This is a genomic window from Methanobrevibacter sp. UBA212, assembly GCF_905233225.1.
Lineage (GTDB): Archaea > Methanobacteriota > Methanobacteria > Methanobacteriales > Methanobacteriaceae > Methanocatella.
Genome location: NZ_CAJODJ010000031.1, coordinates 1 through 22,120, shown reverse-complemented (window position 1 = coordinate 22,120; position 22,120 = coordinate 1). Strand labels below are relative to the sequence as shown.

General features: G+C 36.8%; 18 protein-coding genes and 1 pseudogene. 16 read left to right on the top strand and 3 right to left on the bottom strand.

Annotation, left to right across the window (positions count from 1 at the left end; translation table 11 throughout):
* Positions 1-2,149 (bottom strand): hypothetical protein (locus QZ138_RS08515; protein ID WP_292888599.1); only part of this gene is annotated, 2,149 nt, incomplete at its 3' end.
* Positions 2,150-2,392: 243 nt separating this feature from the next.
* Here QZ138_RS08515 and QZ138_RS08510 point away from each other — a divergent pair.
* The 14 genes from QZ138_RS08510 (at position 2,393) to QZ138_RS08445 (ending at position 14,896) form a co-directional block, all read left to right on the top strand.
* Positions 2,393-2,809, top strand: a complete 417-nt coding sequence (locus tag QZ138_RS08510) for a hypothetical protein (protein ID WP_292888597.1) — start codon at positions 2,393-2,395, stop codon at positions 2,807-2,809.
* Positions 2,810-2,835: 26 nt separating this feature from the next.
* Positions 2,836-3,225: a type II toxin-antitoxin system VapC family toxin gene (locus QZ138_RS08505; protein WP_292601800.1), complete on the top strand. Its 390-nt coding sequence runs from the start codon at positions 2,836-2,838 to the stop codon at positions 3,223-3,225.
* Between the two features lie 200 nt (positions 3,226-3,425).
* On the top strand, positions 3,426-3,800 hold the full coding sequence (locus QZ138_RS08500) for a ribonuclease P protein component 4 (protein WP_292888595.1): 375 nt from the start codon (positions 3,426-3,428) through the stop codon (positions 3,798-3,800).
* Positions 3,760-4,017, top strand: coding sequence for a YhbY family RNA-binding protein (locus tag QZ138_RS08495; RefSeq protein WP_292601794.1), 258 nt, complete (start codon positions 3,760-3,762; stop codon positions 4,015-4,017). The genes QZ138_RS08500 and QZ138_RS08495 overlap by 41 nt, the downstream gene beginning before the upstream one ends.
* Positions 4,018-4,109: 92 nt before the next feature.
* Positions 4,110-4,547 (top strand): 30S ribosomal protein S19e, encoded by a 438-nt coding sequence (locus tag QZ138_RS08490; protein ID WP_292888593.1) that lies wholly within the window; start codon positions 4,110-4,112, stop codon positions 4,545-4,547.
* 24 nt (positions 4,548-4,571) lie between these two features.
* Positions 4,572-4,928, top strand: coding sequence for a DNA-binding protein (locus QZ138_RS08485; RefSeq protein WP_292888591.1), 357 nt, complete (start codon positions 4,572-4,574; stop codon positions 4,926-4,928).
* Positions 4,929-4,933: 5 nt separating this feature from the next.
* Positions 4,934-5,518 (top strand): asparagine synthase-related protein, encoded by a 585-nt coding sequence (locus QZ138_RS08480; RefSeq protein WP_292888590.1) that lies wholly within the window; start codon positions 4,934-4,936, stop codon positions 5,516-5,518.
* A 20-nt stretch (positions 5,519-5,538) separates the two neighbouring features.
* On the top strand, positions 5,539-5,694 hold the full coding sequence (locus QZ138_RS08475; protein ID WP_004032463.1) for a 50S ribosomal protein L39e: 156 nt from the start codon (positions 5,539-5,541) through the stop codon (positions 5,692-5,694).
* Positions 5,695-5,707: 13 nt separating this feature from the next.
* Positions 5,708-5,953 carry a 50S ribosomal protein L31e gene (locus tag QZ138_RS08470; RefSeq protein WP_292601775.1) on the top strand — a complete coding sequence of 82 codons (246 nt, stop codon included), beginning with the start codon at positions 5,708-5,710 and terminating at the stop codon, positions 5,951-5,953.
* Between the two features lie 25 nt (positions 5,954-5,978).
* Complete coding sequence (locus tag QZ138_RS08465; protein ID WP_292601773.1) at positions 5,979-6,653, top strand: translation initiation factor IF-6; 675 nt, start codon at positions 5,979-5,981, stop codon at positions 6,651-6,653.
* Positions 6,654-6,677: 24 nt separating this feature from the next.
* Positions 6,678-6,902, top strand: coding sequence for a 50S ribosomal protein L18Ae (rpl18a, locus tag QZ138_RS08460; protein WP_292888589.1), 225 nt, complete (start codon positions 6,678-6,680; stop codon positions 6,900-6,902).
* A 19-nt stretch (positions 6,903-6,921) separates the two neighbouring features.
* The gene (pfdA, locus tag QZ138_RS08455) at positions 6,922-7,359 is read left to right on the top strand and encodes a prefoldin subunit alpha (RefSeq protein ID WP_292888587.1); all 438 of its coding nucleotides are present in this window, start codon (positions 6,922-6,924) and stop codon (positions 7,357-7,359) included.
* A gap of 223 nt (positions 7,360-7,582) precedes the next feature.
* A complete protein-coding gene (locus tag QZ138_RS08450) occupies positions 7,583-12,946 on the top strand; it encodes an Ig-like domain-containing protein (RefSeq protein WP_292888585.1) in 5,364 nt (1,787 codons plus the stop codon).
* Positions 12,947-12,967: 21 nt separating this feature from the next.
* The gene (locus QZ138_RS08445) at positions 12,968-14,896 is read left to right on the top strand and encodes a hypothetical protein (RefSeq protein WP_292888583.1); all 1,929 of its coding nucleotides are present in this window, start codon (positions 12,968-12,970) and stop codon (positions 14,894-14,896) included.
* A 438-nt stretch (positions 14,897-15,334) separates the two neighbouring features.
* On the opposite strand, the pseudogene QZ138_RS08440 reads toward QZ138_RS08445, so the two are convergent.
* Together QZ138_RS08440 and QZ138_RS08435 are read right to left on the bottom strand one after the other, a co-directional pair.
* A pseudogene (locus tag QZ138_RS08440) lies at positions 15,335-16,541 on the bottom strand (transposase).
* 209 nt (positions 16,542-16,750) lie between these two features.
* A complete protein-coding gene (locus QZ138_RS08435; protein ID WP_292888582.1) occupies positions 16,751-16,915 on the bottom strand; it encodes a hypothetical protein in 165 nt (54 codons plus the stop codon).
* 242 nt (positions 16,916-17,157) lie between these two features.
* On the opposite strand from QZ138_RS08435, the gene QZ138_RS08430 reads away from it, so the two are divergent.
* Both QZ138_RS08430 and QZ138_RS08425 read left to right on the top strand, forming a co-directional pair.
* Positions 17,158-18,381, top strand: coding sequence for a DUF11 domain-containing protein (locus QZ138_RS08430; RefSeq protein ID WP_292888580.1), 1,224 nt, complete (start codon positions 17,158-17,160; stop codon positions 18,379-18,381).
* A 197-nt stretch (positions 18,382-18,578) separates the two neighbouring features.
* Positions 18,579-21,452 carry a right-handed parallel beta-helix repeat-containing protein gene (locus QZ138_RS08425; protein WP_292888579.1) on the top strand — a complete coding sequence of 958 codons (2,874 nt, stop codon included), beginning with the start codon at positions 18,579-18,581 and terminating at the stop codon, positions 21,450-21,452.
* The last annotated feature ends 668 nt before the right edge of the window (positions 21,453-22,120 follow it).

Below are 22,120 nucleotides of genomic sequence, written 5' to 3'. Positions count from 1 at the left end.
CTTTAAGTTTTTTCAGGACCTTTTTCTTGATGGTTACTTTTGCAATTCCTTTTGCATTGGTTTTTGCCTTGTAGGTTTTGCCTTTGAACTTGAACTTGATTACCTTGCCTTTCACGGCCTTGCCGTTGATTTTCAATGTGGCCCTTAAAACAAGCTTTTTGGCACTTTTTTTAACGCTGACTTTCTTCAGGGTGAGCTTTACAGTATCGGCCTTTTTGGACCCTTCAGTTTTGAAGTCCCCATACACATTTATTGTGAAGGTGGTTGAGCTGTTAGCGTAATAACTGTCGCCGGTGTAGGTGACTGTGCATTTGTTGTCTCCTTTTTTAAGCAGTTTATTATTAAACATGATTAAAGTAGTGAAATGGTTTTCTGTGGCGACCAATTTGCCGTTCACATATGCTGAAATCGTTCCGTCTCCATCAGAAGGAACATTTGAAATCATTATCTCTGAGCTGCCGGTATTGAAATTCTCTTGGGTCATTGAGTATAGATTAATATCGTATCCCTTTGCGTTAATTTGGAATTGGCGACTTGATGAACGGATATCAAACATCTTAAGATAAAATTCGTGAGGTGCTGTAGTATTGTTCTCCACTATGGTGGCATAAACATGATGAGCTCCAGATTTCAGGCCAAGCTCCTCTTTTGTAAAATGTATGCTTTTTTGTGTTCCGTTGTAGATTATCTTTTCTGTTCTGTCGTTATCGCATATCTTGATTATCATTGTATTGTTGGCATCGTCATTCACTGTCACTGTCAGCTCATAATCTTCATCAACGTTCAGATAACTTGTAGGCTCGGTTTTTGGAATGACTCCAAAATGACCAAATCGTTCTCTAATTTTTGCGTAAGTGCCGTTGTAGACAGCTCTGAATTTAAAAAATCCGACACGGTCAGGTATTTGATAGTCGGCTCTACCGTTCACAAGGGGTATCTTTTGAATCAGCTCGTCATTGATGTATACAATCAGGTCTCCGGTGGCATTTTGCGGCAGTATTAATGTAATGTTTTCATGATTCCCATATCTGAAATCATCGGGGATGTAGAAGGTTTCCTTGAAAAAGAAATATTCGGTAAATTCCTTTAGGGGATATTTGCTGTCCTGGTATGTAACTGAAATCGGCAGTGTTCCTAATTCTGTAAAGTTTTCGATGGTGAATCTTGCCTGATTTGTTTTTTCATCCACTTTTGCTTCGTAAGTCCTGTTTTCAAATTTGACTATGAAATTGCCTGTGCCGTCAGGAGGTCTGGTTAATATTAGGTTGTTCACTTTTCCGCAGTAGATGTCGTAACTGGAATTCTCAAGCTTGAATATAATGTCGTAAGTCACATTAAATTTTCCAGAAACACGTTTGTCAGGATAATTTCCATTAGAATAGATTATGGTATAGTTATGTTCTCCGAAACTTAAATCGGTCAATGGATATGAAAGGTAACTACTACGCGGTGCAAAGTTTTCAAATTTGCTGCTTGGCAATTCTGCGGTGAAAACCTCCCTGTCATCAACCAGTATCCTGAAATTTCCTGTGGCAGGATATGTAATTTCTATGTTCATGTTCTGTTCGCCACGGTATGAGGTGTATATCTCATGGGGGACACGACAGAAAAGGTAATCATAGTCAAATTTCCATGATTCCTCGAAAGGCATGTAAGTTTCGTCACCGGAATATTTAAGCAGCGCCGTATGATTGCCGTAATTCAATTTGTAGTCCTTGAAATTGATGAAATTGCCGTCAATCATGATCTCATCACTTTCTTTATAATATCTCACGGGCTGACTGTAAATGGGTGTGTCGCTGTCGTCAATGTATAGGCTCAGATTTCCATTTGCTCCTGGAGAGCTGGAATAGACTCCAAACCTTATTTTGGAATCGCTGTCAGCCAATACACTCCAGGGGTGGTCTAGAAAATATTGTAAATTTCTGTCTGCTTCACTGACCAGCTCATCATCGGTCATTGTGATGCTGTCGCAATCATCTGGTGCAGCGATGGCATCTTCGGTCATTGTGATGTTGCTGCAATCATCTGGTGCGGCGATGGTGTCCTTGGTCATTGTGATGTTGTCACAGTCCGTTGATGCGCTGACCGCACATGATGTTGAAATGGCCAGTATTAGAATTATTAATGTTAAATACTTGAATTTCATATATAACCGTTTGTAATGCTAAATATATATTACTTTTTATGCCGTACGGGCATGTTTAAATTGAATTGCCTTTTTCCAGACAGGTTAAATTTCCGCTTGTTGAATCGGCATGACCATGTTAACTCGCAATATCACAAATGCACACAGGCGCTTCTGTGCACTTTGAAAAAATCTATATGAAACGCAGGTCTAATAATGATTGCTGATGTCAGCCGGGCCTGCAGCCATTAAGTCTTATATAGTATGCCCCACATATTAAGACATGATTGGATAAAAGGTGGTGGTAATATCTCAAAAATCTGTCTTGACATTGATGAGGGGCTTCTTGAGGAGTTGAGGATGCAGGCTGTCGAAATCGAATCCGATTGCAGAGATTTGATTGTCGAATACATTGAAAAAGGATTGAACGGATGTGATAATATGCAGAGTATATGTATATCAGATGAAATAATGAATGGAATAACAGATAGGAGTAAGGAAATTAACTGCAATCCCGAAAAGTTAGTCAACAGCATTCTTTACGACTATTTAAGGAAAGTTAAAGACCTCCCTCCAACAATCGATGCGGAAAAGATCTGGGCGATGCTTGACCATGACGGTCATGAGGGTGATGATGTATTGGAAAAGCTTTTCAATCTTGGCGAAACCGGTTGGGACTGAGATTCAAAAAACACCACAGTGATATTATGATTTTTCTTGATACGTCATATATTAATAGTTTGATTATCAAAAACGACCCTTATCGCCAGTATGCTAAAAACATTCAACCGCTTTTGGAAAAGGAAGCAAAAATAACCAATATAACGGTTCTCATTGAAGTGTTGAATAGCATATCTCCATATAATTTTTTCGGGGATGTTGTTGAGCTGAAAGATTATCTTCTCAATCTCCATGATTTTGATTTTTTAACCGATGAGGATTATGAGGAGGCATTTGAATTGTTCAATCATTATAACCGCAGCATCAACTTTTCCGATTGCACTATTTTGGTTTCCATGCAAAAACATGGGATTGGCAGAATCGCATCTTTTGATGCAGATTTTGACAAGATTAGGGGATTTGAAAGGATTCATTAGGAATTCTTTTTTTCCTTTAAATTTTTTGATGAGCAAAAATGCTCAAAAATTCACAACCTTTATAAATACCAACAGACATATTTATTCTTAATATTCATATTAACCTAAGGTTATCTTAACTATGGTTTTTGTTTTAATTTGCGCAAATCATTTTAATTCAATTTTGAATATTATATCCTACATTTCAAAGGAGGATATTTTTGAGTAGAGGAAAACGACCAAAGTGGATGATTGAAATAGCGATTGAAAGAATGAACATTCTTTTTAATCGGGCCGAGATGGAATTCATCACCCATCCGGAAAGATCACATCGCTATGTCGAGCTTGCATTGAAGCTGTCCACCAAATACAATACTCCGGTGCCTGAGGAATGGCGAAGGAGGTATTGCAAGAGTTGCAAATCCTTTCTCAAGCCTGGTCGCAATTGCACCGTCCGGCTGGTTGACTCAGAGGTCAACGTTTTTTGTGGTGAATGCGGTCACGCAATGAAAATTCCCTACCGCAGGGAAAAGAAGCTGAAAAGGAGAGCTAAATATGATTCAAAACAAAAAGGAATTGATGAACAGAGCTCTTAATGCGATGACAATTAACATTGGAAAGGCTGGCGTAAACGACAACGTCATTGAAGAAATCAAGCGCCAACTCAAGGCCAATGAAATCGTCAAACTTAAATTTGCAAAAAATATCGCTCGCGATAAAGATGCTTACATCGACGAAATCCTCAAAAAGACCAGAGCAAAGCTCGTGGACGTGAGAGGTCACGTTGCTGTAATCTACAAGAAAAAGCCTTAAACATTATAAATTTAGAGTTACAGGCCCTATTTTTTTAGGTCTTAAATTTACAGTGGATTAAGCTACAATAAAATGAATATTGGAGAATTAATATGACTACTGTATTTGATGTACCTGCAGATTTATTAATTGAAAAAGTCGCAGAAGAATTAAAAGAGAATGACAAGATAGAATCTCCTGCATGGTCCAATTTTGTTAGAACCGGTGTCCACAAGGAAAGAAAACCGGAAAACCCTGATTGGTGGTTTATAAGAACTGCTTCTATCATCAGAAGAGTTTACATTGACGGACCTGTTGGTGTTTCAAGTTTAAGAACTTTCTACGGTGGCAAAAAAGACCGTGGCGTACGTCCTGAAAAATTCAGAAGGGGAAGCGGATCAATCATCAGAACCGCACTCCAACAGCTTGAAGACGCAGGATACGTGGAAAAAGTTGTAGGCGGAAGAGTTGTATCTCCTCAAGGAAGATCATTTTTGGATAAAATCTCCGGAGAAATAATTAAAGACATTCCTGAACTTGAAAAATATTAATTATAATTTTTAGGAGAGTTTGATATGAGCGAATTAGACGAAATTCGTCAAAAGAGAATAGCTGAATTGCAGGCTCAACAAGCTGCTGCGCAGAACCAGGCCCAACAGCAGGCCATGGCACAGGCTCAACAGCAGGAAGCCCAGGCACAATTCGAAGCTCAGAAAAAACAAATCTTAGGCCAGATCATGACTCCTGAAGCTCGCCAAAGGTTGGCAAACCTCAAGCTGACCAAGCCTGAAATGGTCAACAACATCGAACTTCAGCTGATTCAGTCCGCACAGGCGGGAAGCCTAAGGGGAAAAGTAACTGATGACCAGCTCAAAGTCCTTTTAAGACAGATTGCAGGTCAGAAAAGAGAAATCAAGATTACAAGGAAATAATATTCATGAAGGCGGCAGTTCTCTATAGTGGAGGCAAGGACTCATCCTTTGTGGCAGTGATGCTTGAAAGGCTGGGACTTGACGTGGAATTATACACCGCAAACTTCGGCGTGTACGATTCATACGTTCCGGCACAAAAATCCGCGCAATCCCTGGGATTCAAGCATAACGTCCTTGAAATGGATACTGACATCCTCAAGGAAACATGCGAAAGGATTCTCGAGGACGGATTTCCCAACGACGGAATAAAATACATCCACCGCATGACAGTGGAGGAACTTGCAAGGACTCATGATATTATTGCAGACGGGACAAGACGTGATGACAGAACCCCAAAACTTTCAGTCAATCAGATAAAAAGCCTTGAAGACAGGTTTGACGCACAATACATAAACCTGGACAGTTTTGGCCACAAGTCAGTTAAGATGATTACCGAAAGCCTCTTTGAAATTTCAAAGGAAAGGTCAAACAGGGACACAAGTTCAGACTTCGAGGTTGAAATAAGGGAGATGATTGAGGATATGGGTTCAGATCCGCTGGACATATTCCCGCAGCATTATCAAACTCGTGTTATCGGATATAAAGAATAATTATTATTACAGGTGAGAAAATGAGTAGAAATAAACCATTGGCTAAAAAATTAAGAATGGCAAAAGCAAACAAACAAAATAGGAGAATTCCAATCTGGGCTTATGCTAAAACTAACCGTAAACTTAGATACAGACCTAAACCTAGACATTGGAGAAGAAACAGTCTTAAATTATAATTGAGGGGTTAAAATGGAAAGAGTTTACACAATTCCACTTAGAAATGTAAAAGAAGTCAAAAGGACTATCAGAGCTCCTAGAGCTATCAGGGAGATTAAAATTTTCTTGACCAAACACATGAAAGCTAGTGATGTTAAAATCGACGAATCTATCAATCATGCAATTTGGGAAAGAGGTATTCAAAAAATACCTTCAAAAATCACTGTAAAAGCAGTTAAAGATGATGATGGTGTTGTAAAAGCTACTTTAGCAGAATAGACACGCAAAAATGTGAGGTGACAATATGTTGAAAAGAATAGACATTGTAGGAAATCCAAACGTTGGAGTATTCGTTCTTGCAACCGACAATTTGGCTATTGTTCCTTATAATCTTTTGGACGAGAAAGCGGACATTATTAAGGAAACATTGGATGTCGAAGTTGTAAAGTCTTCTATTTCCGGATCAAGCCTTATCGGATCTTTAGCTGTAGCTAATTCAAATGGTATTGTTGTTTCCCCACATGTTTTAGATAGGGAAGTTAAACAGTTTGAGGACATGGGACTGAACGTTGCCGCCATCCCCGGCCAGTACACTGCCGTCGGAAACATTGTGGCTGCAAACGACAAGGGTGCAATAGCTTCACCTTTCCTGAGCCCCGAAGCAATCGAAGTGCTTGAAGAGACACTTGACGTGGATGTGAAGACATCCCACATTGTCGGAAGCGACATCATCGGGTCACTTGTTAAAGTTACAAACAAGGGATTTCTGATGAGCAAGAACGCACTTTCCTCAGAGGTTAACTTTGCTCGTGAAGTATTTGGTGTTGAGGGAGATATCGGTACTGTCGGCAGAGGCATTCCACTGGTAGGCGCATGCATCCTTGCAAACTCCACCGGTGCAATAGTCGACAAGGACAGTACAGGTCCTGAAATGGCTAGAGTTGAAGAGGCATTAGGCTTTTTGGATGATGATTTTTAATTAATTAATCATGAGGGATTTTATATGATAACAAAAATTTACAGAGTTAAAGGTACTTTTGTAATGGGTGACGAATACCATGAATTCACCAAAGAATACAAGGCCACAAGCGAAAGCGACATCGAGGCCAAAATCTATGCAAACTTTGGAAGCAAACATGGTATCAACAGGAACCAGATTTCAATCGACTCAATCGAGGAAATCGCTCCTGAAGATGTGGAAGACCCAATCGTAAAAGAAATTTTATAGGCGCATTGAGGGGATTGACATGGAAGATCAGCAAAGATTAAACAACCTTGTTAATGAAATCAATGTTTACAGGCAACAGGCTGAATTGATTCAACAGCAGATTGAAATGATTCAAACCTCCATTGCCGAAGTTGACGCATTATTTGCTACCCTGGAAGATATTGAAGGTAAGGATTCAGTGGAGGCTTTTGTGCCGGTAGGCGCAGGTTCCTTTGTAAAGGGAGAGCTTAAAAACACTGATGAGATTATCATAAGTATCGGTGCAGGTCTTGCAGTCAAAAAGGATGCGGACGGCGCCCGCGAAATTTTGACCGGTCAGAAGGAAGAGCTGAAAGACAGCATGGACAAGATGCTTGCTAACCTTCAGCAGACCACCGACATTGTCGGAAACCTTCAGGCACAGGCTGAACAGATTGCAGCTGCCGCACAAGGTAATATGACCCAGAATATGGGTTAATATTACTAAACCTTTTCTTTTTTTTAGCATTTTACATCGTTTTTTTGAACAATCATTTCTATTGATTTTTTTCGATTTTTAAACAATTTTTGCATTATTTGAATAGAAATTTACTTTTCGGAATTATTTGGAAATAAATATATATTGATTATCATTAAAAATATTTATTGATTAGTAAATATTGCATTTATTAATTGATTGAATAAATTTTGGTGTTTAGCATATGAGGTTCAAAAAGAGGGTAATATTCATTTTCCTGGTTCTTTGCTTTATAAGCATTGCGTGCGTATGCGCCAGTGATGCCGGGGATGTGAATATTCAAACGGGCAATGACACCTTGGGGGATGTTGTTGCATTAGATGTGGACAGTCAAGATAATGATGATGCCGCACCACAAGAAGTTGACGCTCAAGGCAATGAGGATGCATTGGGCGCAGACAGTCAGGTGTATGATGGTGCTGTTGCATCGCAGGAAGAAATTGGCCATGATGCTGTGGCCGTCAATGATGCAGATGATAAATTAGCCAGTAATACTGCATCATTTCTGGCTTTACAAGGTCTTGTCACTGCTAATAAGCCTGAACACACATTAAATTTGGTTCAGGATTTTTCAATGAGGCTTGGTGGCAACACTGTTCTCATTTCAAAAAACATAACAATAGATGGTAATGGTCACACCATAAATGGTGATAATCTCCATAGTTTATTTGATGTAAGAGAAGACGGTTTGAACATCACTTTTAAAAATATTATATTTAAAAATGGTGGTGCGAAGGAATCAATACATCTTGATGAGAGGGGCGGAGCGATACTTAACCCTCACCCTAACACTGTCTTAACCATAATCAATTGCGAGTTTAGCCATAATGGCGTAATTATGGCAGGCGGCGCTATTTTTACTAATGGGAACTTGACCATTCTTGATTCCAAATTCTATAAGAATGTGGCGGAGTCAGGAAACGGCGGTGCAATCTTCTGTCGAGGCAACCTGTCAATTAACAATACGGAATTCGAAGGCAATGAGGTTCAAAAAGCTGATGGCTTTTTGGATCATATATTGAAGCTGTTGGGTGAGAAATATTACTATAATGGTGAGCACCATATAAAGCCGGACCCTTCTCGTGTTCAAGATTCTGAAAAGCTGATTCGTGACTATCAAAACGTTACAATTATATATAATTTATATCGTAAAGGCAAAATTGATGACCATGAAGTTTTCGCTAGATTGCATGAATTAATGCCAGATGATCATTTTGAGGATGAGCCTGCTAGTGTTATTCTCCCTCGTCTTTTGGATGAACTTCAGGCTGCTATCAGAAACGCCCAATATTATAACGATGCTCCCATGAGTGGTGGCGCAATCTTTTGTCAAGGAGAATGCAGTGTTAATAATTCTGTTTTTAAGAATAATATTGTCGGCAGTGATGATGAACAGATCTGCACCTCCGGTGGCGCAATCCATTGTAAAAGCTATATGTCGGTTCATAATTCCACTTTCGTCGGCAACAGTGTGAATGATTGGGGTGGCGGCGCAATCTTTGGCGAGAAAAACTGCTATATTTACGGTTCCACATTTGAGGATAATACTGCAAATAAGGGTTGTGCAGTCTATTGCTGGGAAGAAACTAACGTTTATGATTCAGAATTCTCATATAATCATCATATTGAAGACAGTACTTGGCTGGAAAAACAAGATCCTGTTAAAAAGATTATAGACATGTTATTTGATGATATTCCAATACTCAATAAAATAGTTGAGAAAGTGGATTTGGGGACAAAGGTCTTTTTCCCAAGTGAAGGCGGTGCAATCTGGTCTGGAGGCAAATGTCTCATCGATTCATGCAAATTTGATAACAATCAGGTAATGGAACATGGCGGTGCAATATATGCCAATGGCGATTTAACGATTACCGGTGAGGATAATCTCTTCCAGCATAATCGAGTTGAACGAGCTTATTTTGGAGGATTTTATAAGGACGGCGGTGCAATTTATTGCTGCGGAAATCTATTAATGAATAATGCGTCTCTCTTTTATAATGTTGCCAGCACTGATGGGGGCGCAATATTTTGTGAGAAGGAATGCAATATCTATAATTCCAGATTTGAAAAAAATGCAGCTACATGGACGGATTTATTTAAATTGGAATCATGTTATGGCGGCGCAATCAACACAGTGAGTTTGGGCGAAGTCAATAACTGCAGCTTTAAAAGCAACACTGCCGGGAACCTGGACTCGTATAAGGGGCTTTATGCTAAGGCCGGAGCGGTATATGTTAAAAGTGAATGCAACCCTAAATTCATTTCCTGTCGTTTTGAACAAAATACTGCTCCATATGAAGGTGGAGCAATTTATATAGGATCATCAACATCCAATTTAAAAGTAACTTCCTGCGAATTCAGCTCCAATCATGTTCTCCTTTATGGCGGGGCAATTTATTCATGCGGAAAATCTGCTATTTATGATTCTAGCTTTGATAATAATTATGTGGCTAAAGGCTTGGATGACAAGCACGGTAGCGGTGGTGCTATTTATTCTGAAAACTATTTAACAGTTGAAAACTCTAATTTCACTCAAAATCATGCAGACCTTTACGGCGGCGCATCATATTCTCCGAGAATAGATGTGAAAAATTGTGTCTTCAAGAGTAATAAAGCAGAGCGGGGCGGCGCAATATATGTTTATGGGGCATCGTACGTTAAATCCATCTCCCATTCAACATTCGAATGCAATTCTGCAAAGTCAGGCGGCGCATTATATCTTAGTATCATTGAATCGATGACCGATTCCAAATTCATTGGAAATGAAGCCAGCGGTGGTAAAGGGGGAGCAATGTATATCAAGTCCATTTTTAAGATGGTTGGTGTGTCCTTTGAAAGGAATTCCGCTAGTGATGTGGGGGGAGCAATTTATGCAAGCTCTGTGTCTGCTGACAGTTGTCATTTCGATATGAATTCTGCAAAGTCCGGTGGTGCAATATATGCGGATTATATCGATGATGGCAGACAGGTTTCCAACTCAATTTTCACTAATAATAAAGCTGTTGCAGATGATGGCGATGGGGGTGCAGTATATCTAACAAATGATCCTCCGGGAATTTCTAATCTTTTGTCTAAGTTCACCAGTTGCAGATTTGAAGGAAATATTGCAATGAATATTGGAGGTGCAATTTATTTAAGCACAACCGATGGCCATAAAGTGTTGCCCCTATATAGTGTTGATGTAGAAGTATCTCATTGCACATTCGTCAATAATCAGGCCAAACAAAAAACTTACCCTCCAATCAAAACGGCTTATCGCAGTCCAGGTCACAGCATAGTTTTTGATGGTGCCGATTATAAATTGCAGGACGTGTGGATGGGAACAAATACCCCGGTTTTCAAAGGACAATTTGCAATTAAGAGGCCTATAATTTCTGATGATGATGTAATTCTAAATAACTACTTTCAAATAGGCATCAAACTTAATGAAACTGACATTTATGCAGGAAATGCCTATAAGGCAACTATTTATTTCAATAAAGAGCTAAAACATGATTTGTTGCACTCCGATGGAATGTTTTATGGTGATGCGAACTTTTCCAATTTTAAATTGGGAGACAGAAATGAGATGACTGCTGATGTCGTTTTTACAGAGGGCTCCCATATGATTCACGGAAAGCTTGACATTCAGGAGGTGTCCTCACAAGTCGATGTAAAAATTAAGGGGCAAAGCGAGGTTCACATACTGTCCTGCGATGACATCAAATATCCTGGCCAACTCAAAGTCACTTATGAAATTTTAAACATGACGGACGTCACATCATTTGTAATCAAAGACCATCAGGGTGTAATCGTCAAACAGGGAAATCTTACAGGACCTGATACATTGCTTGTCGACGGATTGAAACCCGGTTCCTACTCCATAACGATAATCAATCATGAGTCACGCCGTTATCTTGCAAGTTCTGCAAATGCAACATTTAATGTTTCAAAAGGGGACCTTGGTTTGATGATTGTCGTATTCAATGAGACCTATCCTGATGAGGTTGAATGCATCGTTCATGCCGGCGAAGATGGCAAGTATATCCTTTCTATAGGCACCGATTCATGGGAAGTCATGGTTAAAAACAATGTGAGCCACTTCAATGTGGGCGTTTTGGATGCAGGCACTTATACTGCAACCATATCCTTCACCGGAGATGACCTCTACAGTCCTTGCTCAAACAGCACAACATTCACTGTGTCACGTGAGGGCACATCATTTGAAATTGAGGTTTTCCCGGCTGAAATCGGCTACACTGAAAGTGCAAAGGTTATCCCTATATTTGGAGATGACGTCAACGGCACAGTCATATATCATCTGCACAACGGCACATTCATCGCTGAGCTACCTGCCGGTGAGAATCTGGACTTGCCTTTGTTGAATGTTGGGTCATATGTTATCATTGCCAACTATTCAGGCGACCGTGACCATGAACCTGCATTCGACAGCGCACATATCACAGTCAACAAGGTCCAACCGCAATTCAGTCTCGAAGCCAATCCAATTATTTACGGGGATAATGCAACAGTCACACACATATTGCCTGGCGTTCCTAGCGGAACCATCAACTATTGCTGGGAAAACGGCACATTCATCGCCAAACTGCCGGCAAATGAGAATCTGATCCTGCCCGTGCTGGATGTTGGAATATATGTCATAATCGCTGAATACTCAGGTGACGAAAACATGCATAATGCAACCGCAAATGCAACATTGGTCATCAGCAAGGCAGAAACAGGAATAGTTGCGTTTCCAGTTATTACAACATATAAGGACGATGATTATCTTTTAATTGAACTGAAAGACACAAACGGCATGCCGGTAGTCGGCGTTAATGTGACTGTCGATTTGAATGGTGCTAAAAACTACACAACAGATGAAAACGGTTCTGTAAAAATATACACCAGCAACCTGGGGGCAAACACATACGACGTATATGTCAGCTTCAATGGAACCGGTAATTACCTGAACAGTTCAGCCTTCACAAACATATTTGTCAACACAAGGCCAAGCGTAATGGTCACCACTCCATTGGTAACCACATATCAAATCCACAAATACCTGATGGTTAACCTAAAGGACGATATGGGCCGTCCGATTTCTGGTGTGGAGGTCTTTACAGTAATTCACGGCGTGTCCTACAAGGCAACAACCGACAGCAACGGTGACGGAAGGCTGATTATCAGATTAAACCCGATGGATTATGTTGCTACAATAGTCTTTGACAACGGTAATTACACTCTTTCAATGGAAACTGCCAGGGTAATCGTCTATAAGGCAAATCCGAAAATAATTGCCAAAAACAAGAAATTCAAAGTCAAGACAAAGGTCAAAAAATACACAATTACACTGAAGGACAACATAGGAAAAGTCATCAAGAATGCAAAGGTCACCCTGAAAATCAAGGGAAAAACATATGTGGCCAAAACCAATTCCAAAGGCAAGGCAACATTCAAAATCAAGAAATTCACCAAGAAAGGCAAGTTCACGGCCACAGTTGCATTTGGAGGAAACATCTACTTCAATGCCGTGACCAAAAAGGTTAAAATTACCTGTTCAAAGTAAGTGTGGGGATGTGATTTATTTATGAATTCAAAACATTTGATAGTGGTTAGCTTGCTTCTAGCTATTGTGACTATGGGCGTTGCCAGTGCATCGGAGGACACACTGGCCGGTGATGTGCAGACCGCACATGATTTGACAGAAGATGCGATTGAGGAATCTCCTGTTGATGAGGTAATCGAACAAAGCGATGATTTGGAAGATGCTCTTGAAATTGAGCCAAGCGATTTCAATGCCCACATAAAAGATTCCATTGATTTGGAGGATGAAAACGACCAGGTTGTGGTTAACTATACTGTTCCGCAAGATTCAAACGGAAAAGTCGAGGTCTATGTCGACTACATGGAGACACCTAGCTATTCAAGGCAAACAGTTTCCGGACAGGCAGTAAACATAACTGCGGCCAATTTGAACATTGTCAGTCCCGGCGAATATCATATCAGAGTGGGATACGTTCCTAACGATGGGGAAACTTTAAATCTTGCAGAAAATACGTTAAAGGCACATATATACACTGAAAATGACTTCGCCATCGTTTATGACACTTGGATAACCTACAAAAATGATAATATTGTCCATCATTTTTCATATCCTGTTGTTGGATCACTGATCATTTCAGTCAATGGAACTCCGCTCTGCACCAGGGAACTTAATGGGCTTTATGAAATTGTGCACGTTTATCTGTCTGATTTGAATATCACTGCAGACGGAATATACAATATCTCTGCCAAATATGTCATAGCCTCAACTTTCAAGGAAATTGATTTGGGCAATGATTCCATAGAGGTCTATGGCGTTGACTGGGATGAAAATGAATATGTATCGGTATTTTCTTCTGCAGACATATTGGACCGTGAAGATTATTTCATCGAGATTGACCATAACGGCGAAAATGTTAACGGTACTGTATCGGTATATGTTGACGGCATCTTAAAGTTAACAAAAAGTGTCCAATCTACGGATGAAAAAACCTATTTGGATGTTACTGTTGATGATTTGGGCCTATATGACAATATTGCATTAGGATATCATGCCGTAAAAGTCATCTACATGAAGGACAATGCCGAAAAGCATGAAGTGGAAAAATCAGTTGAATTTTATGCAGACCCTGTTTTCGTTAGTAATTTTATAGTTTCAGTTGGTGAAAGGGACGCCCTTAAAATCACTCACGTTAAAGGGTTCACAGGCACTGCAACGCTTTACAACACCGTAACGAATCAATCGGAAGATCATTATTTGGAAAAAGGAAGCGTATATAAGTCAGCCAATTTCGTGAATGGGGTTGCAACAATTCCTTTTGATTCCATGGATGAGGGAGAACATGTTTTTATTTTAAACATTACAGGTTATGATATTGAAAATCGTATAACTGTTGTTTCTAAAAGGAATTCTCCCGAATTTTCAGCCGGTGTTTCAGCATCTGAAATCGTTGTTGGAAATAGCATTGTGGTCAGGTTTAGCGGACCGAAATCCGATGGATATGTGGGCATATATTTGGATGATGTGGGATACAAGTCCATTTCGTTGACCAACGGCTCTGTAAGCGAGGTGATTGCAGGTCTGTCACTCGGCACACACAGAATCAAGGTTCTTTTTGATGACGGAACAAAATTCTATTCAAACACTTTCCATATAACCGTCAAAAATGCTGAAGCGCCTGTGAAAAAGGTGGACAATATAAAATTGACTCTCAAAAAGGTCAAGGTTAAAAAATCCGCCAAGAAACTGGTTTTAAAGGCCACATTGAAAATCAACGGCAAGGCAGTTAAGGGTAAAGTCATCAAGTTCAAGTTCAAGGGAAAGTCCTACAAGGCCAAGACCAACAAGAAAGGTGTTGCAAAAGTCACCATCAAGAAAAAAGTCTTAAAAAAGCTCAAAAAAGGCAAAAAGGTGACCTATCAGGCAACATACCTTAAAAACACCGTAAAATACACAGTTAAAGTCAAAAAATAAGTAATTAATTTTACTTATTTTTCTCTTATTTTTTTTATAATCATGGGTGTCCGCCAAAATTAATTTTTGATTTTTCGTCAAAAAATTTTTAGCTTTATTTTTTCTTATTTTTTCATTATTCAATCTAAATTGCATCTATTTTTATTTTTAATTAATTTTGATAATTATTTTATACAGATAAGATTGTTGAATATTTGTTTTTTGTTTTAACTAATTTTTAGATAGTTAAGTTTATATACTTGTTTGTACATATTTTATATTAAGTATAAGTTATTGTGGTGTTGTTTTTTATGGATAAAAGAAAATTTGATAAGAATTAAGCAAAATTAGGCATTAAGACATTAGATTGGAATGTTCCAAAAGATCATATTTCTCGTTTTGTTGTTGAATTTATTGAAGAAGTTTTTCCAATTCTGGAGTCTGTAAAATTTTATAGGCTTATTTTATTTTTAGATGTTTTTCGGTCCAATTTTCCATTTGGTAGTCTAAAAATGTCAGAATTCCATTTTTAGTCTTGTATAATTTCTTTATTATTTCTGGATTGGTTTGTTTGTAGTAATTTTCGACTTTATTGGATGTTCTTTCAATATTTTCATTATCTAAGTGCTGTACATATCTGTGAAAGTGATTTATGATGTGTTTTCTTATGAAATCTTTTAATACTACTGGTATGGCCATATAATTTTGTAAATATTGTTTAAATTTTTCTATTGCTTCTTTTGTTGAGTTTTGTCTAAAACAATCTTTTAATTCCTGCGCGTTTTCATAGATATAATCTCTTTCTTTTCCATTAATCTTGTTTCTTCTGCAATACACTTTTAATTTGTGATGTATTGTTTGAAACAAATGAAATGTACATAATTGATGATTAACACCTATTTCATCAGCTACGTTACGATACATAGGAAATAAATCAGTTGTTAAGCATATAAATGGTTTATATTCCGTTGAATCTAAGATAAATTTTTTAGTATTTTTCGGTATTCTGCGGCGAACTATTCTTTCTGAGACCGGAATATTAAGTATTGCATCAAATAAAGTTAATCTGTAATGTCTAACTCCATTAAGTCTTAAAAATTGCTCATCATACAAATAGTAGCCAGAATATTCAAATTCTTCATTATTAATTGTTTCTTCATGATTTTTGTTGGACCAGTTCTTGATTGTTTGGTGAGATATTCGAATTCCAAGAAATATTTCAAAGTATTTACTTATTTTACGAAGTGATTGGTATCCTATTTTCATTATTCCTGGAATTTTATCCATTATTTCTTGTAAAAATTGTTTATGTTCACCAATTAATGGATTATTGTATATTCCAAATTTTTTTCCACATTTTTTTGCACTGTTATTGCTGTTCTTTAAATTCTGTGGTTTTTCCATTGATATTTTGTTTGTTTTTTGTTATAGTGCCTTTTTTAATTATTTTATGGCTTCCACAAACTGGACAAATAGGATTATCATATTTAAAAGTATTATTTTCATCTAAAAATAGCTTTTGATTTGTATTTTCAATTTTAGGACTTTTATTTAGTCTTTCTGAAATGATTTTTTCTTGATCAATTTTTTCATCAGAAAAATCGTAAAGTTTAAGTTGTATAAAGTCTATATTACTATTGAGGGCAGATACGATTTGTTTGGTCATAAATTATTATTTGTCCTCACTTATTTAAGTAATTTACTATTTTTTAACAATTTATATTAAAATTAAAGAAAAATTAGAACGAATTTTCATCGAAGTGAAACTTCAAGTGTAAAAAATTAAATTTTAAAAAAGCCTATAAAATTTTACAGACTCAAAAAGGTTAAAATTACAGTTAAAAGGTAGAGAAGTTCAAAATGATTTCGTAAAAATCAGAATATTTTAGGCAATGATGGCTCTTTAAGGGACATGGGCAGTGACGGATTGAATCTGTCAGTTTGGATAGATGTTGAGAATGTTTGTAATGGCAATGTGTTATAGACATTACGAACAACCAAATAGGAAATTACATTGGCAATACAATGCCACGAGTACATAAAAAGAAATTCAGAACAATGAAAGGCGTATTCAACAGGTCATGCTTCAAAATAATGGATGGATCGAAAAAATCAAGAGATATCATTTTGACACTCAAGTCATTCATGGAAAAGGATATATATTAATTAATTAATAAACTCTATATTATAATACATTCATTGATGCTTATCATGTATGAAGTGATGAATGTATCGCTATGCTTATTCGAATTTTCTCGATTGGCATAGAAATTGGTGAAAATATGAAATTTAAGTATTTTTTTGCATTAATCTTGATTTCAGCAATCCTATTTTCACTTGGAACTGTTGTAGCAAGTGAAAATGTTAATGCAAGTTCTTCAGATAATACTTATTTGTCTATTGATGATGCTGTTGATGATGTTCAGCTTTCTGCTGTTGATGATTTAAGTGATGAACTTGAAAATCAAAATGCTCGCCATGATTTGATTAAGGAGGGTCAGTCAGATTCATCTTCAGATGATGAAGTCGACTTGGCCGTCAATATGGAACTCGGCGACATTGTAAAGCATACTTACGGTATTAATCAGGTATCTTTTGATGTTCCAATGGTAATAATCGCAAATGTCAGTGGAGGAATTGCCAAAAACACAAAAGTGTATATTACTATACCTGACGAGTTTGAATATGTGTCATCCAATCCAAACATTGGAACATATTCTTCCGAAAGCGGAATTTGGGACATCGGTGATTTAAACAGTGGTGTTGATGCAACTTTAACAATATTAACAAAAATAAGTACAAAGGGAACATTTAAAATATCTGTTAATGCAACAACTGATTCTAATGATATGAATTTATCAAATAATAATTTAGAATGCAATATTCAAGTTAGTTCAAAGATTTCTTCAAACACTACTAGGACAACTGCTGACCAAAGTGGGGCTCAACACACTACCCATCATGGCAGTTCTACTGGAGGCGGAGTTGACAGGCCTGGAGACAACAATCAGCACAATGAAAACCAAAATCAAAATGCTGATGATGGTGGCTCTTCAAATGCCGGTGGCGATTCCGGTTCTGGTTCTGGATTTGGTTCAGGGGATAATGGCGGATCTTCAAATGCCGGTGGCGATTCCGGTTCTGGCACTGGCTCTGGTTCAGGTTCCGGTTCTAATGGTGGCTCTTCAAATGCTGGAAGTAATTCCGGTTCTAATGGGGTTGGAGAATCTAATTCCATATCTGAAGGTGCAAGCTCTTCAAATTCAGGAGTAAATGGTGCAACAAAACAGATTAATCCAAATATTCTTGATGAAGCAACTAAGCCTGTTGCCAGTATGGTAAATAGTATATTAAATCCAAATTCGGATGATGAGGATTCTGCTAATTCCTCAAGTGTTGTTAAGGCAATCAACGTTTATGATTACGCGCAGATACCTATTATCATATTCGGATTATTTTTGGTTTTATTAATCGGCATGGTTGCTTACGATAAGGTAAAATCTTAATTTTTTATTTTCTTTTCTTTTTTTATACAGTATATAGGGTATTTTAATAAAAAATCAAATAATCTGCAAAAAACTAATTTTGACGAACGCCCAATGAAAAAAATATCACAAAAGTTTTTGAAGGAGCAGACATTCCCTCAAAAATGTTATATTATATCAACTAATAATATATAAATATAAAAATTAAAGTGGTGACAATGAATTTAAGAAAACATTTAATGGTCATATTATTCATGCTATTCATATTTTTGATAGGCGCTGTTAGTGCTTCAAGTGATGCAATTGATAATATAAAAATCAACGATGTAACTGATGATACAGTCACTCTCACTGAAGATATTAGTGTAGGGGAGAAAACAAGCACAATTGATAATTCAATTGAAATCAAGAAATCTAATAGTGATGAAGAACGGATTGCTGAAGAAGACTCAAACCAGACATCATTCATGGCATTAGATAAAAAGATAAAAGATGCAACAGGTTCTGTAATTGAATTGGAACATGACTACATTTATAATGAAAACGTGGATTCTGAATTTACGCAAGGAATTGCAATTTCCAAGTCATTAACCATTGATGGTAAAGGCAAAACTATTGATGCAAGTGGCAAAGCCAGGCTGTTCCAAGTAGAATCAAATTGCAATTTGATTTTAAAGAATCTAAATATTGTCAACTGTTATAGTGACAATGATGGTGGGGCAATACATGTTAATAATGCTGATTTGACAGTAACTAACTGTAATTTCAATAACAACAAGGCAAATAATGGGGGAGTAATATATGCCTATGAGTCTAATGTTATTATTGCCCATAGTAAATTCTTTAAAAATCATGCGGCCGTCGTAGGCGGAATTCTTAAAGCACAAAAGACTAGCGTTGATATTTCCAACAATATTTTTGAAGATAGTTATGCTGAAAGTGGAGGTTCATTCATGCTTTTGGCTAATGGGGTAAAAAATCTGACTGCCAAATTTAAAAATAATATCTTCAAAAACAATACGGTAAAATATGATGCCGGTTTCTTTTATACTAGCCTTCAATCTACCGTTGTGGAAAACTGTACCTTTGAAAACTATGAAGGTAGCGAACACGGGGGAATAGTTTCGGACGGCAATCTTAAAATAAGTGACTCACTATTCCGAAACAGCAATGCAAACCGGGGAGCAGCATTAAGTTTAAATGGAAATTCTAAAAATTCCAGCATAATCAATTGTATTTTTGAAAATAACCGTGCGGATACGGTGGGCGGTGCAATATACTCACAACAAAAGTTAACGGTTACTAACAGTTACTTTATTAACAATACCGCTGAAAATTATGGTGGGGCCATATATGATGAAGGAAACTACTTTGACATTGCAGACAATTCCTTCACTGATAATGTTGCAAAAATTGATGGTGGAGCCATTTATCTTGTTGGTGCAGTAGAAAAAAGGACTTATGAAGTATGGGTACAATATCCTTCAAAGTCTTATCGACTGACAATTGCAAGTATTGAGGGCACTAGTAGTATGTATAATGCATACTTAACTTATGATACTTTACAGAATTTTGGCATTAATGATTATACAAGTGATGATAGGGTCGATTCCCTTGTTGACTATTATAAAGTTGGAAATAGGGGGCCTATTTCAGCTTCTCGTGATTTTAATGCCCCTGGTGGGTTTCTAAATTATGATGCAGAAGAATTAGTTAGCGCAGGTAAAGGAAACATATTTAAAAATGTTTTCTTAAACAATAATGCAAAAGAGAAGGGTGGGGCAATTTATAGCACTGCAAACAATTTAACAATTCAAGAAAACAACTTTATACATAATTTCGCAAAAAATGGCTCTGCAATTTGGATATCAAATCAAACAATAACTCAATCATGTGTTATAGGTGCTGGAGCAAGTAATCCAGGATTCAGTCCAAGCACAACCAAAATCAATTTAAAAAATGCAAATGCTTATATAATAACATTATATGATTATGAGTTGAAGACCCCTATAATAGATAGTTATTACTATGGAAATGTTGAAGCAGTTGTGGGACATGATGTCACAATATTTAAAAATAAATTCTCGCAAAATATGGCAGATTCTATTGGAAATGCCATAGTCAACGAAGGCACTAATACAACAATAGAAAACAATGATGATAAGAATGCAAAATGCGGAAGTACAATCTACACAAAGTCACAGTATGTGTCAATCACTGAAAATGTCTTTGACGATTCGAAATTGAAAACAGTATTGTCAATAAAAGCAAGCAATCCTGCTCCAAATCTGAATGAAGATGTTGATTTGATTGTAACTCTCAAAGATGAGATGAATGCTCTATTGCCAAATCAAATGATTGAATTAACTATTCAAAATAAAACATATTCATTAATAACAGATAAGAATGGAATTGCAACATTTGTTTATAAACCAAACACTACCGAAGCACAAACAGTGTATTTAAAATATGATGGAAATGCATTTTTCAATGAAAGCGAGTCAACATTAAAAATTAAAGCCCATGTAGCCACCGAAATCACTGCTCCTTCATCATTAACCACCATTTATAATGGAGGAGGCTTTATTGTTGCTACATTAAGGGACATTAATGGAAACGCTTTAAATGCAGTTAAATTAAGCATTAATTTAAATGGTAAAGTTTATACTCCTGTAACTGATGTGAATGGTCAGATTAAGTTGTTTACAGACGGTTTAGTTCCAAACAGTTATGTTGCTGTAATTACTTTTGGTGGAGATGATGGCTATGGCAGATCTGCCAAATCAGTTAGCATTATTGTTAAAAAAGCGACTCCTAAACTAATTGCTAGCAATAAGAAATTCAAAAAATCAGTTAAAACCAAAAAATACACTATAACTTTGAAAACTAATAAAAATAAACCTTTATCTAAAGTAAAAGTTACTTTAAAAGTTAAAAATAAGACTTATAAGGCAACAACAAGTGCTAAAGGTAAAGCAACATTTAAAATCAAAAATCTTAAGAAAAAATGCAAACTTAAGGCTACTGTTACATTTAATGGTAACAACTGCTACAACAAGGTAACCAAGAAAGTTAAAATCACAATCAAGTAAACTGCTTCGGCAGTTACTTGCTTTTTTTTATTTTTTCAGCATGTTCATCTAAATTGAATTCCCTATAAATTTTTTATTTGCGACTTTTGCAATGCCCTTCTTGTTGATTTTAACATGATAGGTGCGATTATTAGGTTTAAATAGACTTGGCGTTATTTTTTCTAAGCTTAAGGGGAATGACTTCTTTTGCCGGATTTCCTAAGGTTCACAATTTGTAGCATCCTATAATTTAAAGATTATTTAGTCTTATTAAAGAGAATGAAATGAATCTATATTTTAACTTTATTGTGCAAGAATTCTCCGGCTTCTTTAAGCCGGGGGATGAATTGCACATTTTAGTGGATAGTGTCTATATTTTTTTTATGTGGTGGGTGGTGAGATTAGTTTTCAAATGCTCTCGGATAAATGCTATATTATATGTAGGTTTATAATATGTAATATAGAAAGATGGGGGAAAAACTTCAATAAGTTAATTTTTTTCCTTTCTTTTTTAAGCACGGTTTCATAATAATAATATTCTAAAAAAACAATCCTTTTTAGTGATTATTATTTTTTTAGTCATTAAGTGATGATGTTTTTAGGATTTTTTTTATAATTTTAATAAAATGTGAAAAAAAAGATGTTGAATATGTGTGATAAAACTTTTATTTTAACTGATAAGGTTGAAT